General features: G+C 60.9%; 16 protein-coding genes. 6 read left to right on the plus strand and 10 right to left on the minus strand.

Translation table 11 applies throughout. The features are described from left to right. Positions 1–136: 136 nt before the first annotated feature. The 5 genes from C4J85_RS26515 to dadA form a co-directional block, all read right to left on the minus strand. The gene (locus tag C4J85_RS26515; protein WP_124369032.1) at positions 137–547 is read right to left on the minus strand and encodes a cytochrome c5 family protein; all 411 of its coding nucleotides are present in this window, start codon (positions 545–547) and stop codon (positions 137–139) included. Positions 548–728: 181 nt separating this feature from the next. Further along, positions 729–1277: a cupin domain-containing protein gene (locus C4J85_RS26520; RefSeq protein WP_124411071.1), complete on the minus strand. Its 549-nt coding sequence runs from the start codon at positions 1275–1277 to the stop codon at positions 729–731. A 116-nt stretch (positions 1278–1393) separates the two neighbouring features. Continuing rightward, entirely contained in the window at positions 1394–2467 is a 1074-nt protein-coding gene (alr, locus tag C4J85_RS26525) for an alanine racemase (protein WP_124411072.1), read from the minus strand. A 76-nt stretch (positions 2468–2543) separates the two neighbouring features. Continuing rightward, positions 2544–2897, minus strand: coding sequence for a RidA family protein (locus tag C4J85_RS26530; RefSeq protein WP_124364960.1), 354 nt, complete (start codon positions 2895–2897; stop codon positions 2544–2546). Then, on the minus strand, positions 2869–4170 hold the full coding sequence (gene dadA, locus C4J85_RS26535; RefSeq protein WP_124411073.1) for a D-amino acid dehydrogenase: 1302 nt from the start codon (positions 4168–4170) through the stop codon (positions 2869–2871). Before dadA ends, C4J85_RS26530 begins: the two co-directional genes overlap by 29 nt. Positions 4171–4326: 156 nt before the next feature. Between dadA and C4J85_RS26540 the strand changes: the two genes are divergently transcribed. Beyond that, positions 4327–4815: an Lrp/AsnC ligand binding domain-containing protein gene (locus tag C4J85_RS26540; protein WP_003176896.1), complete on the plus strand. Its 489-nt coding sequence runs from the start codon at positions 4327–4329 to the stop codon at positions 4813–4815. A gap of 124 nt (positions 4816–4939) precedes the next feature. Here C4J85_RS26540 and C4J85_RS26545 read toward each other — a convergent pair whose 3' ends face one another. Beyond that, positions 4940–5293, minus strand: a complete 354-nt coding sequence (locus C4J85_RS26545; RefSeq protein ID WP_124364962.1) for a YkgJ family cysteine cluster protein — start codon at positions 5291–5293, stop codon at positions 4940–4942. 115 nt (positions 5294–5408) lie between these two features. Here C4J85_RS26545 and C4J85_RS26550 point away from each other — a divergent pair, with 115 nt between their 5' ends. Then, entirely contained in the window at positions 5409–6701 is a 1293-nt protein-coding gene (locus C4J85_RS26550) for an FAD-binding oxidoreductase (protein WP_124411074.1), read from the plus strand. Here the strand turns inward: C4J85_RS26550 and C4J85_RS26555 are convergent, their stop codons facing one another. Continuing rightward, positions 6702–6926, minus strand: coding sequence for a DUF1127 domain-containing protein (locus C4J85_RS26555; protein ID WP_124368811.1), 225 nt, complete (start codon positions 6924–6926; stop codon positions 6702–6704). Between the two features lie 164 nt (positions 6927–7090). Between C4J85_RS26555 and C4J85_RS26560 the strand changes: the two genes are divergently transcribed. Beyond that, positions 7091–8515 (plus strand): PLP-dependent aminotransferase family protein, encoded by a 1425-nt coding sequence (locus tag C4J85_RS26560; RefSeq protein ID WP_124411075.1) that lies wholly within the window; start codon positions 7091–7093, stop codon positions 8513–8515. A 62-nt stretch (positions 8516–8577) separates the two neighbouring features. Continuing rightward, on the plus strand, positions 8578–10146 hold the full coding sequence (locus tag C4J85_RS26565) for a phospholipase D family protein (protein ID WP_124411076.1): 1569 nt from the start codon (positions 8578–8580) through the stop codon (positions 10144–10146). A gap of 98 nt (positions 10147–10244) precedes the next feature. On the opposite strand, the gene C4J85_RS26575 is transcribed toward C4J85_RS26565, so the two are convergent. After that, positions 10245–11738, minus strand: a complete 1494-nt coding sequence (locus tag C4J85_RS26575; RefSeq protein ID WP_124364967.1) for an aldehyde dehydrogenase — start codon at positions 11736–11738, stop codon at positions 10245–10247. A gap of 232 nt (positions 11739–11970) precedes the next feature. Here C4J85_RS26575 and C4J85_RS26580 point away from each other — a divergent pair, with 232 nt between their 5' ends. Then, positions 11971–12333, plus strand: a complete 363-nt coding sequence (locus C4J85_RS26580) for a cupin domain-containing protein (protein ID WP_124368816.1) — start codon at positions 11971–11973, stop codon at positions 12331–12333. Between the two features lie 127 nt (positions 12334–12460). On the opposite strand, the gene rpmG is transcribed toward C4J85_RS26580, so the two are convergent. Both rpmG and rpmB read right to left on the minus strand, forming a co-directional pair. Continuing rightward, positions 12461–12616 (minus strand): 50S ribosomal protein L33, encoded by a 156-nt coding sequence (gene rpmG / locus C4J85_RS26585; RefSeq protein ID WP_003176906.1) that lies wholly within the window; start codon positions 12614–12616, stop codon positions 12461–12463. Positions 12617–12627: 11 nt separating this feature from the next. Then, positions 12628–12861, minus strand: coding sequence for a 50S ribosomal protein L28 (gene rpmB, locus C4J85_RS26590; RefSeq protein WP_003176907.1), 234 nt, complete (start codon positions 12859–12861; stop codon positions 12628–12630). A gap of 458 nt (positions 12862–13319) precedes the next feature. Here rpmB and C4J85_RS26595 point away from each other — a divergent pair, with 458 nt between their 5' ends. Beyond that, positions 13320–14915 carry an ABC transporter substrate-binding protein gene (locus C4J85_RS26595; RefSeq protein ID WP_124411077.1) on the plus strand — a complete coding sequence of 532 codons (1596 nt, stop codon included), beginning with the start codon at positions 13320–13322 and terminating at the stop codon, positions 14913–14915. Positions 14916–14965: the final 50 nt, after the last annotated feature.

Genomic DNA, 14965 nt, shown 5'->3' on the forward strand with positions numbered 1-14965 from the left:
CTGCTCCCGAACATTCCATGAATTGGGGTTGGACCGAGCTTGCCGGGTCTTTGCTGCAATGAACAGCCACGAAACTCAAATCGCGAGCACAAAAAAGCCGCTCGTGAGCGCGGCCTTTTTGGCGAAGATCGACGGGTTAGAGCCCGGACATCTTCTTGATTGCGCCCTTCAGATCGTCATCCGAGCAATCAGCGCAAGTGCCCTTGGGCGGCATGGCATTGATGCCCGTGATCGCCTTGGCGAGGATGCCGTCAAGGCCGCCCTGGTGATCGGCGCGCTCTTTCCACGCGGCGGTATCGCCAACTTTCGGCGCTCCCAACAAGCCGGTGCCGTGGCAAGCATTGCAGTGCTTGGCGATGATGTCGTCCGGGGTTCTCGCCCCACCGCCGCCCGCCGCGACCGCGACTTCCATGCCCTTGCATTCCTGGCCCTGGACACACACCTGGCCCACAGGCTCCAGGCGCTTGGCGATGTCATCGTTGGTCGCAGCTTGAGCGCTGACAGCCCATAGGGCCAGTACGGTTGCTGGTGCAGCCAGCATTTTCATAATTAGGTTCACGCGTTCACCCTCAATGGTGGCTATTCACGCCTGCGGCCACGGTTTCACAGGCGGCGAAAGTATAGCGGTTAGCCCGCCCGGCCGAAACAACCCTATTAAATAAAGGGAGATTCGGCCTCACGGTGTACAGCTGCGCGAACCCCCGCAACGCTGGCAGGGCGCCTCTGTTTTAAAAGTTCGCGGGTGTGGCTGCGCTGATTAGTCGCGCCGGCACGTCGAACGGATTGCGAAAACGATGGGGCTTGGTGCTTTCAAAGTAGTAGCTATCGCCTGCTTCGAGCACAAAAGTTTCAAGACCGACCACCAGTTCCAAGCGCCCTTCCACCAGAATCCCGGTTTCTTCGCCTTCGTGGGTGAGCATTTCTTCGCCCGTGTCGGCGCCTGGCGGGTAGATTTCGTTGAGAAACGCGATGGCCCGGCTCGGGTGCGCTCGGCCTACCAGCTGCATGGTGACGGCACCGTCAGAGATGTCGATCAGCTCATTGGCTTTATAGACGATCTGCGTCGGTATTTCCTGGAGGATCTCTTCGGAAAAGAACTCGACCATGGACATGGGAATGCCGCCAAGGACCTTGCGCAGGGAACTGATCGAGGGGCTGACGCTGTTTTTCTCGATCATCGAAATGGTGCTGTTGGTGACGCCCGCGCGCTTGGCAAGCTCGCGCTGGGAAAGACCTTTGAGTTTACGGATGGATTGCAGTCGTTCGCCGACGTCCAATGCAGGAGCCTCCTAGGATTCAGGCTTTGTTGTAATTGAGCGTTATCATGGCGACAGCGTTCAGTATTTACAACACTTGGGCCTAAATCCCGGACAGCTGTATTCGTACCGGGCGATCAAGCGCCGCAATAGAGCCTTGGCACCCGGCGCAGGTTGCAGAAGATCTGGTAAGGGATGGTATCGGCAGCGGTCGCGACTTCGCTGGCGAGGATGTGCTTGCCCCACAGTTCCACCGTGGAACCCAGGCCCGCCTGGGGCACATCCGTCAGGTCGACGCACAACATGTCCATGGACACCCGGCCCAGCAACTGGCTGCGCTGACCGGCGACCAGCACCGGCGTGCCCGTAGGCGCGTGGCGCGGGTAGCCATCGGCGTAGCCCATGGCAACCACGCCGATACGCATCGGCTTGGGCGTGACGAACCTGGCGCCGTAGCCCACGGGCTCGCCGGCGGGCAGTTCGCGTACGCAAATGATCTTGGACTCCAGGGTCATCACCGGCTGCAAGCGGGCAGCGATGGCCTGGTCGTCACCAAAGGGCGTGGCGCCGTAGAGCATGATGCCTGGGCGCACCCAGTCGCTGGGCACACTCGGCCACCCCATGACGGACGGTGAATTGCGCAGGCTCACCTCCGCCGCCAGCCCTTGGCGGGCCGCTTCGAATACCGCCACTTGTTCGTTGCTGCTCACACAATCGAGCTCGTCGGCGCGGGCGAAGTGGCTCATCAACACGATCTTCGCGACGTTGCCGCTGGCCAGCAGGCGCTTATACGCCTCCTGGAAATCCTTGGGATGCAGGCCGACACGGTGCATGCCCGAGTCCAGCTTGAGCCAGAGGGTCAACGGTTGGCTCAGCGTGGCCTGCTCGATAGCCTCGAGTTGCCACAGCGAATGCACCACGCACCACAGGTTTTGCTCGACGATCAGCGACAGCTCGTCGGCTTCGAAAAAACCTTCCAGCAGCAGCACCGGCGCACGTATCCCGGCGGCGCGCAGTTCCAGGGCTTCTTCGATGCACGCCACCGCGAACCCGTCAGCCTCGGCCTCCAGCGCCTGGGCCACGGGCACCGCGCCATGCCCGTAGGCATCGGCCTTGATCACGGCGAGGGCTTTGGCCCCGCTGACTTCGCGGGCCAGTTGGTAGTTGTGGCGCAGGGCTTGAAGGTCGATCAGGGCACGGGCAGGACGCATGGCGGCAGGCTTCTAGGCGGCAGAGTAAAAAAACCGGTGCCGACCAACAACGTCGGCGCCGGGAGAGGGATTCAGGTTAAGGCAGCGCAGCCACGACGGACAGCTCTACCAGAATGTTCGGCTCACACAGTTTGGCTTCAACCGTAGCGCGAGCGGGCGCGGCGCCTTTGGGCAGCCACGTGTCCCACACCGCGTTCATACCGGCGAAGTCGGCATCGATGTCTTTCAAATATATCGTCACCGACAGCAACCGGGTCTTGTCGGTGCCGGCCAGGTCCAGCAGACGCTCGATGTTGGCCAGGGTTTCACGGGTCTGCTGCTCGATGCCGGCATTCATGTCATCGCCGACCTGGCCTGCCAGGTACACGGTGCCGCTGTGAACAACGATCTGGCTCATGCGTTCATTGGTGAGCTGGCGCTGGATTGACATGTCGTGCGGACTCCTGATGGTTGCCGTAACGGGAAATAGCGAGGCCTTCGGCGCTGATCTGCGGGCTTTTCTTCGCCATCAGATCGGCCAGCAAACGACCGGAGCCGCATGCCATGGTCCAGCCGAGGGTGCCGTGGCCGGTATTCAGGAACAGGTTCTTGAATGGGGTGCCGCCGACAATTGGTGTGCCATCGGGTGTGGTCGGGCGCAGGCCGGTCCAGAAACTGGCTTGGGCCAAATCACCGCCCTGAGGATAAAGGTCGTTGACAATCATCTCCAGAGTTTCACGTCGGCGCGGGTTGAGCGACAGGTCAAAACCGGCTATCTCAGCCATGCCGCCGACGCGAATGCGGTTGTCGAAACGGGTGATCGCGACTTTGTAGGTTTCGTCGAGAATAGTCGAAGTAGGCGCCATCGCCGGGTTGGTGATCGGCACCGTCAGCGAATAGCCCTTGAGGGGGTACACAGGCGCCTTGATCCCCAGCGGCTTGAGCAGCTTCGGCGAATAACTGCCGAGGGCCAGCACGTAGCGGTCGGCGGTTTCCAACTTGCCGTCGATCCACACGCCATTGATGCGGTCGCCTGCATGATCGAGGCGCTGGATGTCCTGTTCGAAACGAAACTCAACGCCCAACTGCTCGCACATCTGCGCCAGGCGCGTGGTGAACATCTGGCAGTCGCCGGTCTGGTCGTTGGGCAGGCGCAGGGCGCCGGCGAGAATATCGGTGACGCTGGCCAGGGCTGGCTCGACCCGAGCGATGCCGGCACGGTCAAGCAACTCGAAGGGCACGCCGGACTCCTGCAACACGGCGATGTCCTTGGCCGCACCATCGAGCTGGGCCTGGGTGCGGAATACTTGGGTAGTCCCCAGGCTGCGCCCTTCGTAGGCAATCCCGGTTTCAGCGCGCAATTCGTCAAGACAATCGCGGCTGTACTCAGAGAGGCGGACCATGCGCTCCTTGTTCACCGCATACCGGCTGGCGGTGCAGTTGCGCAGCATCTGTGCCATCCACAGGTATTGGTCGATATCGGCAGTGGCCTTGATTGCCAGCGGCGCATGGCGCTGCAGCAGCCACTTGATCGCCTTGAGCGGCACGCCCGGCGCGGCCCATGGCGACGCGTAGCCTGGGGATACCTGGCCGGCGTTGGCGAAACTGGTTTCCATGGCGGCAGCGGGTTGGCGGTCGACCACGACGACTTCAAAGCCGGCCCGCGCCAAATAATAGGCACTGGTCACCCCAATGACGCCGCTACCCAAGACCAGAACGCGCATTTTTATATCCTCACCACGGGCTGAGCCGCTGACGTGTGTTATTCGAGCAATGATGGACGCAGTGTAAAAAACAATCGCCAGTGCATTTCACTATATAAATGCCTATATTTGGCGACAATTCTCGGCACAAACCGTTTTAACAGAGGCGTATCCCCTATGCGTACCAACACCCAGACCAAGCGGGAGCTGGACAAGATCGACCGCAATATCCTGCGCATCCTGCAAACCGATGGGCGCATTTCGTTCACGGAACTGGGCGAGAAGGTCGGGCTGTCGACGACGCCGTGCACCGAGCGGGTACGCCGGCTGGAGCGCGAGGGGATCATCATGGGCTACAACGCGCGGCTCAATCCGCAGCATTTGAAGGGGAGTTTGCTGGTGTTTGTCGAGATCAGCCTGGATTACAAGTCTGGCGATACGTTCGAAGAGTTTCGCCGCGCCGTGCTCAAACTGCCCCATGTGCTGGAGTGTCACCTGGTGTCCGGGGACTTTGACTATCTGGTGAAAGCGCGGATTTCCGAAATGGCGTCATACCGCAAATTACTCGGCGATATCCTGCTCAAGTTGCCCCATGTGCGCGAATCCAAGAGCTATATCGTGATGGAAGAAGTGAAGGAAAGCCTGAACCTGCCGATTCCGGACTGACTGACACAACTCATTCAAATGTGGGAGGGGGCTTGCCCTCGATAGCGGTGTGTCAGGCATCGCAGAATGACTGACACACCGCTATCGGGAGCAAGCCCCCTCCCACATTGACCGAGTACACCTGCTACACCAGTACTTGCCGGGTGCTCGCCATGTACTCATGGATCTGCTTTTCCACCCGTGGATGAATCAGCTCCACCGGGCGCCGACCATTGGGGCATGGCAGGGTCTTGGTGGTGCCAAACAGCCTGCAGATCAACGGGCGCTCGTCGTAAACCGTGCAACCGTTCGGCCCCAGGTGCACACAGTTCAGCTCATCCATCGCAGCTTCCTGCTCGGCGGCCGTCTTGCGTGGCAGGCGCGACATTTCCTCGGGCGAGGTGGTGACCGGCCCACAGCAGTCGTGGCAGCCAGGGACACACTCGAACGAAGGAATCTGTCGGCGCAAGGCGCTGACTTTCTGACTGTTGCAACTCATCGACACCCACACCCCACCGCGAACAGGCCTGGATTCTGCCGTAAAACGGCGCGCACAGACAGCTCCGTCGGACCGTTGTATCCTGCGTCAAATTTTCCAAACAGGGAGGCCCCCCATGACCGCCAGCGCCCGGCACACCGCGTCCTACTACGCCGCCAGCAGCGTGCCGCACCCCGATTACCCGGCGTTGACGGGCGAGGTGCGCGCCGATGTCTGCGTGATTGGCGGGGGGTATTCCGGGCTCAATACCGCCCTGGAACTGGCCGAGCGCGGCTTCAGCGTGGTGCTGCTGGAAGCGCGCAAGATCGGCTGGGGCGCCAGCGGGCGTAACGGCGGGCAACTGATTCGCGGCGTCGGCCATGGCCTTGACCAGTTCGCCAATGTGATCGGCACCGACGGCGTGCGCCAGATGAAACTGATGGGCCTGGAAGCGGTGGAGATCGTGCGCGAGCGTGTCGAACGCTTCCAGATCCCCTGCGACCTGACCTGGGGCTACTGCGACCTGGCCAACAAACCCCGCGACCTGCAGGGCCTCGCCGCAGACGCCGAAGAGCTGCGCAGCCTGGGTTATCGCCATCCAGTGCGCCTGCTGCAAGCCAGCGAAATGGCCAGCGTGATTGGCTCCGACCGCTATGTGGGCGGAATGATCGACATGGGCTCCGGACATTTGCATCCGCTGAACCTCGCCCTGGGTGAAGCCGGCGCGGCGCAGCAGCTGGGCGTGAAGTTATTCGAGCAGTCGCAAGTGACGCGCATCGACTACGGCTCGCAGGTCAAGGTGCACACCGCCCAGGGCCAGGTACAGGCCAACACTCTGGTGCTGGCCTGTAACGCCTACCTCAACGACCTCAACCCACACTTGAGCGGCAAAATATTGCCCGCAGGCAGCTACATCATCGCCACCGAGCCCTTGAGTGAAGCGCAAGCCGCCCGCCTGTTGCCGCAGAACATGGCGGTGTGTGACCAGCGGGTAACGGTGGACTATTTCCGCCTGTCCGCCGACCGCCGCCTGTTGTTCGGCGGTGCCTGCCACTATTCCGGGCGCGATCCGAAAGACATCGGCGCCTACATGCGGCCAAAGATGCTGCAGGTATTCCCGGAATTGGCCGATGTGAAGATCGACTACCAGTGGGGCGGCATGATCGGCATCGGCGCCAACCGGTTGCCGCAGATCGGACGCCTGGCGGATCAACCCAATGTGTATTACGCCCAGGCCTATGCCGGCCATGGCCTCAACGCCACACACCTGGCGGGCAGGCTGCTGGCCGAAGCCATCAGCGGCCAGCAGCAAGGGCGCTTCGACCTGTTCGCCCAGGTGCCGCACATGACTTTCCCTGGCGGCAAACACTTGCGCTCGCCGCTGCTGGCCCTGGGGATGCTCTGGCACCGCCTCAAGGAACTGGCCTGATCAATCGCGCCAGAACGGTTTCAAGCCTTCATGGCGCGCCTGTTCTGCCGTCAGGCCCACGTCGCGCAACTGCTCGCGGGTCAGCGTCAGCAACGCCTTGCGGGTATGACGGCGGCGCCAGAACAGGCTCCAGCGATTGTCGGCAGGCATCGACAACGTCCGCTCCTGCGCTGCTTCCAGTTCCTGGCCATGTAATGCCAGCCGTACATCGCTCATGCCGTTCATGTTCCCGTCCCTCGTTAGCTTGCTGCCTGAGTGACTAGAATGAGCGCACGGGCAAAACCAATACAGATTCAACCTACCTTTATTAAATCCATACAGATGCTGCTATGAACGGCTGAATCCTGTATTTTCCATCTATCTGTATTGGTCTGCTGGGAGTGGCCGCCGTGACCCTGTACGTCAACCTCGCGGAATTGCTGGGTACCCGCATCGAACAAGGCTTCTACCGCCCCGGCGACCGACTGCCCTCCGTGCGGGCCTTGAGCGTGGAGCATGGGGTCAGTCTGAGCACCGTGCAGCAAGCCTATCGATTGCTGGAGGACAATGGCCTGGCGATGCCCAAGCCCAAGTCCGGCTACTTTGTACCGGTGGGCCGTGAACTGCCGGCGCTGCCCGAGGTGGGTCGCCCCGCCCAGCGGCCGGTGGAAATTTCCCAGTGGGACCAGGTGCTGGAGTTGATCCGTGCCGTGCCGCGCAAAGACGTCATACAGTTGGGCCGTGGCATGCCGGATGTATTGTCGCCGACTATCAAGCCATTGCTTCGCAGCCTGGCCCGCGTCAGTCGTCGCCAGGATCTGCCGGGGCTGTATTACGACAACATCCTGGGCTGTATGGAATTGCGCGAGCAGATTGCGCGACTGTCATTGGATTCCGGTTGCCAACTGACTGCCGAAGACATCGTCATCACCACGGGCTGCCACGAGGCCCTTTCCACCAGCATCCGCGCCATTTGTGCGCCCGGCGATATCGTTGCGGTGGATTCACCGAGTTTTCACGGCGCCATGCAGACCCTCAAGGGCCTGAGCATGAAAGCCTTGGAGATCCCCACCGACCCGATCACCGGCATCAGCCTTGAAGCCCTGGAACTGGCGCTGGAACAGTGGCCGATCAAAATCATCCAGCTCACCCCCAACTGCAACAACCCCTTGGGCTACATCATGCCGGAGGCGCGCAAGCGCGCACTGCTGACCCTGGCCCAGCGCTTTGACGTGGCGATCATCGAAGACGATGTGTATGGCGAACTGGCCTACAGCTACCCGCGCCCGCGCACGATCAAATCCTTCGACGAGGACGGCCGGGTGCTGTTGTGCAGCTCGTTTTCCAAAACCCTGGCGCCTGGGCTGCGCATTGGCTGGGTCGCGCCGGGGCGTTACCTGGAACGGGTGCTGCACATGAAATACATCAGCACGGGCTCTACCGCCACGCAGCCGCAGATTGCCATAGCCGAATTTCTCAAAGGCGGGCATTTCGAGCCTCATTTGCGCAGGATGCGTACGCAATACCAGCGCAATCGCGACCTGATGCTCGACTGGGTCAGCCGCTACTTTCCCGTCGGCACGCGCGCCAGCCGGCCCCAGGGTAGTTTCATGCTGTGGATAGAATTGCCGGAGGGCTTCGATACCCTGAAGCTCAACCGCGTGCTGATGGAACAGAGCGTACAGGTGGCGGTAGGCAGCATTTTTTCTGCATCCGGCAAGTACCGTAATTGCCTGCGCATGAACTACGCTGCCAAACCGACCCCACAGATTGAAGAGGCCGTGCGCAAGGTCGGTGCCGCTGCGCGCATCCTGCTGGCCGAATCGGCGGACTGACCTTTTCCGAGCAATTGCCGTCATATGCCGACAACCGCCCTGACCTGGATGGCGCTTCCTTGATGACTCAACGGCTTTTATCGCTTTTCCTGTTGGGAGCGCTGGCACTGGGTGGCTGCGCGACGGCCCACACACCGCGTGTGCCCAGTGATGCCCTGCCCGCGGCACAGTCTTCCTTCGGCCGCTCGATCCAGGCCCAGGCGGCGCCGTATCAGGGCCGTTCGGGCTTTCGTTTGCTGCCCAACAGCAGCGAAGCCTTCATGGCCCGCGCCGAGTTGATCCGCAACGCCCAGGCCAGCCTCGACCTGCAGTACTACATCGTGCATGACGGCATCAGTACGCGCATGCTGGTGGATGAACTGCTCAAGGCCGCCGACCGCGGCGTGCGTGTGCGCATCCTGCTGGATGACACAACCAGCGACGGGCTCGACCAGATCATCGCGACCCTTGCCGCCCATCCCAAGATCGAAATTCGCCTGTTCAACCCGCTGCATCTGGGCCGCAGCACGGGGGTGACGCGGGCCATGGGGCGCCTGTTCAACCTGTCGCTGCAACACCGGCGCATGCATAACAAACTCTGGCTGGCAGACAACAGCGTCGCGATCGTGGGCGGGCGCAACCTGGGGGATGAATATTTCGACGCCGAACCCAACCTGAATTTCACCGATATCGACATGCTCAGCGTCGGGCCGGTGGCTGAGCAACTGGGCCACAGTTTCGATCAGTACTGGAACAGCGCGCTGAGCAAGCCTATCGATGAGTTTGTCGCAACCATGCCCTCCAAGGTCGACCTGGCTGTTGCGCGCGGACGCCTGGAGGCGTCACTGGCCCAATCGCGCCAGCAGAACCACGCCCTGTATAACCGCCTGCGCACCTACCAGACCCAGCCGCGCATGGACATCTGGCGTCGCGAGTTGATCTGGGCCTGGAACCAGGCGCTGTGGGATGCGCCGAGCAAGGTACTGGCCAAGGCCGACCCGGACCCGCAATTGCTGCTCACCACGCAACTGGCGCCGCAGTTGGCAGGCGTCAGCCGTGAGCTGATCATGATTTCGGCGTACTTCGTTCCGGGCCCGCCTGGGCTGGTGTACCTGACCGGCCGCGCCGACGCGGGCGTGTCGGTGAGCCTGCTGACCAATTCCCTCGAAGCCACTGATGTACCGGCGGTGCACGGCGGCTACGCACCCTATCGCAAGGCGCTGCTGGAGCATGGCGTGAAACTCTATGAACTGCGTCGACAACCGGGCGACCCCAGCGCAAGCAGCGGTCCGCACCTGTTTCGTCGAGGCAGCTTGCGCGGTTCCGACTCCAGCCTGCACAGCAAGGCGATGATTTTCGATCGGGAGAAGTCGTTTATCGGCTCGTTCAATTTCGATCCACGCTCAGTGCTATGGAACACCGAAGTCGGCGTGCTGGTGGACAGCCCGGAACTGGCGGAGCATGTGCGTAACCTGGCGCTGCAAGGTATGGCGCCGGCGTTGAGCTACGAGGCGAAGCTGCAGGACGGGCAGATCGTGTGGGTGACCGAAGATAACGGCCAGCTGCACACCCTGACCCGGGAACAGGGCAGTTGGTGGCGCCGGTTCAATGCCTGGTTCGCCACCAGCGTCGGCCTGGAGCGCATGCTCTAAAACGTGTGGGAGGGGGCTTGCTCCCGATTGCGGTGTATCAGTCACCAGATGCAGCGACTGACACTAAGCTATCGGGAGCAAGCCCCCTCCCACATTTGTTAGAGCTTGATCCAGGTCGCCTTCAGCTCGGTGTATTTGTCGAACGCATGCAGCGATTTATCGCGACCGTTACCCGACTGTTTGAAGCCACCGAACGGTGCGGTCATGTCGCCGCCATCGTACTGGTTGACCCACACGCTGCCCGCACGCAAAGCCTTGGCAGTCAGGTGTGCCTTGGAGATATCCGCCGTCCACACCGCTGCGGCCAGGCCATATTGGGTGTCGTTGGCGATGGCGATGGCTTCTTCGGCGCTGTCGAACGTGATCACCGACAGGACCGGGCCGAAGATCTCTTCCTGGGCAATCTTCATGGCGTTGGTCACGCCGTCGAAAATGGTCGGCTCGACGTAAGTGCCACCGGTCTCTTCCAGGGTGCGCTTGCCACCGGCGACCAGCTTGGCGCCATCGGCATGACCCGATTCGATGTACGACAGCACGTTGTTCATTTGCTGGGTGTCCACCAGCGCGCCCACATTGGTGGCAGGGTCCAGTGGGTTACCTGGCTTCCACCCCTTGAGCGCCTCGATCACCAGCGGCAGGAAAGTGTCCTTGATCGAACGTTCCACCAGCAGGCGCGAACCGGCGGTGCAGACTTCGCCCTGGTTGAAGGCGATGGCACTGGCGGCGGACTCGGCGGCAGTTTGCAGGTTCGGCGCATCGGCAAACACGATGTTCGGGCTCTTGCCGCCGGCTTCCAGCCACACGCGCTTCATGTTCGATTCGCCGGAACGGATCAACAGCTGCTTGGCGATTTTGGTGGAACCGGTAAACACCAGGGTATCCACGTCCATATGCACCGCCAGCGCGTTGCCCACGGTGTGGCCGTAGCCTGGTAGCACGTTGAACACGCCTTTTGGAATGCCGGCTTCAACGGCCAGGGCAGCGATGCGGATGGCGGTCAATGGAGACTTTTCGGACGGCTTGAGGATGACCGAGTTACCGGTCGACAGCGCCGGGCCGAGTTTCCAGCAGGCCATCATCAGCGGGAAGTTCCACGGCACGATCGCACCGACCACGCCCACGGGCTCACGGGTCACCAGACCCAGCTGGTCATGGGGAGTGGCCGCCACTTCATCGTAGATCTTGTCGATGGCCTCGCCGCTCCAGCTCAGCGCCTGCGCCGCGCCGGGTACGTCGATGTTCAGGGAGTCGCTGATCGGCTTGCCCATGTCCAGGGTTTCAAGCAAGGCCAGCTCTTCGGCATTGGCCTTGAGCAGCGCGGCGAAACGGATCATGACGGACTTGCGCTTGGCCGGCGCCAGGCGCGACCAGACACCGGAATTGAAGGTGGCACGGGCATTTTCCACGGCGCGCTGGGCGTCGGCGGCGTCACAGCTGGCTACGGTGGCGAGCAGACGGCCATCGACCGGGCTGATGCACTCGAAGGTGTCACCGGAAGCGGCGGCGGTGTATTCGCCATTGATGTACGCGCGGCCTTCGATCTTCAGGTCCTTGGCGCGTTGTTCCCAGTCGGCACGGGTCAGGGTGGTCATGCAAGTGTCCTCCTCTTATTTGGATACAAGGGCCTGGGAGATTTAATCCCGGCGCCTCCACGAATTCTTGCCTGGCCAGCCTGCTGTTCGGCTCAAGGCACTTGCCACCCTAAACCAGCGACTGGGGATGTTTCAATATATTTGACATAACGGCGGCAAACGCCCTTGCGATGTTCATTTTAATAAACATAGACTTTGAGCTTTCCAACCGCAGGCCCGACGGGATAAGCCCATGAGCATCCAGGACATCGTTGATTTCAGCCAAGCCAACACCGCCCCCGAACGCTATCGCCCTGCCCCCGAAAAAATCCTCAAGGGTGATCCCGAACAGACGATCTACAACCACTACAACAGCCCATGTGGACAAATGAACGCGGGTGTCTGGGAAGGCGATGTCGGGCAGTGGACAGTCAATTACACCGAACATGAATACTGCGAGATCGTGCAGGGGGTGTCTGTGCTGCGCGATGCCGAGGGGAACGCCAAAACCTTGCGCGCCGGCGACCGCTTCGTGATCCCTGCCGGCTTCAGCGGCACCTGGGAAGTGCTGCAAGCGTGCCGCAAGATCTATGTGGTGTTCGAACAGAAAGCCTGATCAGTGAACAGCGGGACGCGGAGCGCCCGAGGCGGCGTTACCACGCAGAGCGTGGGAACGATCATCACAGGCAAAAAAAAGCCCGTATCGTGAGATACGGGCTTTTTTTCACAAGGAAGGAAATCAATTACTTGATTTTGCCTTCTTTGTAGATCACGTGCTTGCGAACGCGCGGGTCGAACATTTTCTTTTCGAGCTTGTCCGGGGTAGTACGCTTGTTCTTGTCGGTAGTGTAGAAGTGACCAGTACCGGCGCTAGAGATCATTCGAATCAATTCACGCATGATAGAGCTCCTTAGATCTTGCCGGCGGCGCGGATTTCGGCCAGCACGACAGTGATGCCACGCTTGTCGATGATACGCATGCCTTTGGCAGATACACGCAGGCGAACAAAACGTTTCTCTTCTTCAACCCAGAAGCGGTGATGCTGCAGGTTCGGCAGGAAACGACGACGGGTTTTGTTATTTGCGTGGGAAATGTTATTCCCAGTCACCGGACCCTTACCGGTAACTTGACAGACTCTCGACATGCCTCAGCCCTCTAAAACCACATGCCCAACCCGGCATGGGTTGGCCGCTTAATCTCTCAGTCATTTGGCGCCAGGCGCCGCGTTTCTTTAGGGTCTTACCGGCTACACCTACAAGCGAAGGAACCGGGCCCCTAGAAAAGAGCGCTGCTTTATACCAGAAAGACCCAGGTGCAACAACAGCGAGTGTGTTTTTACCTGGGTAAATCTCGGCTATTGGCGCCTGAACCGTTGCCAGGAGGGGCCGCTACAACAGCCGACCGCTCGTCGCACAGAATGATTTTCAGCGCCCGCAAGTACTCGGACCTGCAAGGTGAAACGCGCTGAGGCGCCATCAAAACAGCATTTGAGCCAAAAGCACAGGCAAAAATAGGCTAGTCATTTAACCAACAGGCCACTACGGTAGGCCTTTTCCAGACTGCACTCGCAGATGGGCCTTCGATTTGCACAGGAAACCTAATATGCGCCTCGCTGCCCTACCGCTATTGCTAGCCCCCCTCTTGATCGCGCCGACGATGGCCGTTGCCGCCACCAATCTGAGCGTTTGCACCGAGGCCAGCCCCGAAGGGTTCGACGTGGTGCAGTACAACTCATTGACCACCACCAACGCCTCGGCGGACGTGCTGATGAACCGTCTGGTGGACTACGACGCAACCGGCGCAAAACTGGTGCCGAGCCTGGCGGACAGTTGGGACGTCTCGCCCGACGGCCTGACGTACACCTTCAAGCTGCACCCAAATGTGAAATTCCATCACACCGAGTATTTCACCCCGAGCCGTACCCTGACCGCCGAAGATGTGCGCTTCAGCTTCGAACGCATGCTCGACCCAGCCAACCCGTGGCACAAGATCGCCCAGAGCGGCTTTCCTCACGCGCAATCCCTGCAATTGCCCACGCTGATCAAGAAGATCGACGCACTCGACCCGCTGACCGTGCGCTTCACCCTCGATCACGCCGATTCCACGTTTCTTGCCGCATTGAGCATGGGCTTTGCCTCGATCTACCCGGCCGAATATGCCGACAAACTGCTCAAGGCCGGCACCCCGGAAAAACTCAACAGCCAGCCCATTGGCACCGGGCCCTTCGTTTTTGTGCGATTCCAGAAGGATGCGGTGGTGCGCTACAAGGCCAACCCGGACTACTTCGCCGGCAAACCGACGGTGGACAACCTGATCTTCGCGATCACGCCGGATGCCAATGTGCGCCTGCAGAAACTGCGTCGCGATGAATGCCAGATCGCCCTGTCGCCCAAACCCCTGGATGTGGGCGAGGCCGAAAAAGACCCGGCCCTGAAGGTGGAAAAAACCGCAGCCTTCATGACCGCGTTCGTCGCCATCAACAGCCAGCATCCGCCGCTGGACAAGCCCGAAGTACGCCAGGCGATCAACCTGGCCTTCGACAAAGGCAGCTACCTCAAGGCCGTATTCGAAGGCACCGCCGAAGCGGCCAACGGTGTTTACCCACCCAATACCTGGAGCTACGCCAAGGAGCTGTCGGGTTACCCACAGGACCTGGTCAAAGCCAAGGCGCTGCTCAACCGCGCCGGCCTCAAGGATGGCTTCAAGACCACTATCTGGACCCGCCCGACCGGCAGCCTGTTGAACCCCAACCCAAATCTTGGCGCTCAACTGTTGCAGGCCGACCTGGCCAAGGTCGGCATCCAGGCCGACATCCGTGTGATCGAATGGGGCGAGTTGATTCGCCGCGCCAAAGCCGGCGAGCATGACCTGCTCTTCATGGGCTGGGCCGGTGACAATGGCGACCCGGATAACTTCCTCACCCCGCAATTTTCCTGCGCGGCAGTCAAGTCCGGCACCAACTTCGCCCGCTACTGCGACCCTGCGCTGGACAAGCTGATCAGCGCTGGCAAGACCACCAGCGAACAAGGCGTGCGCAGCAAGCTTTACCAGCAGGCGCAGGCGCAGATCCAGCAGCAGGCCCTGTGGCTGCCCTTGGCGCACCCCATGGCGTTTGCCCTGACACGCAAAAATGTCGACGGCTACCAGGTCAGCCCGTTTGGTCGCCAGGATTATTCCAAAGTCAGCGTCAAGCCTTAAGCTGCAAGCTGCAAGCTGCAAGCTGCAAGCCGATTTGTGGCTTGCAGCTG

The organism is Pseudomonas sp. R4-34-07 (assembly GCF_003852375.1).
Taxonomy (GTDB): Bacteria; Pseudomonadota; Gammaproteobacteria; order Pseudomonadales; family Pseudomonadaceae; genus Aquipseudomonas.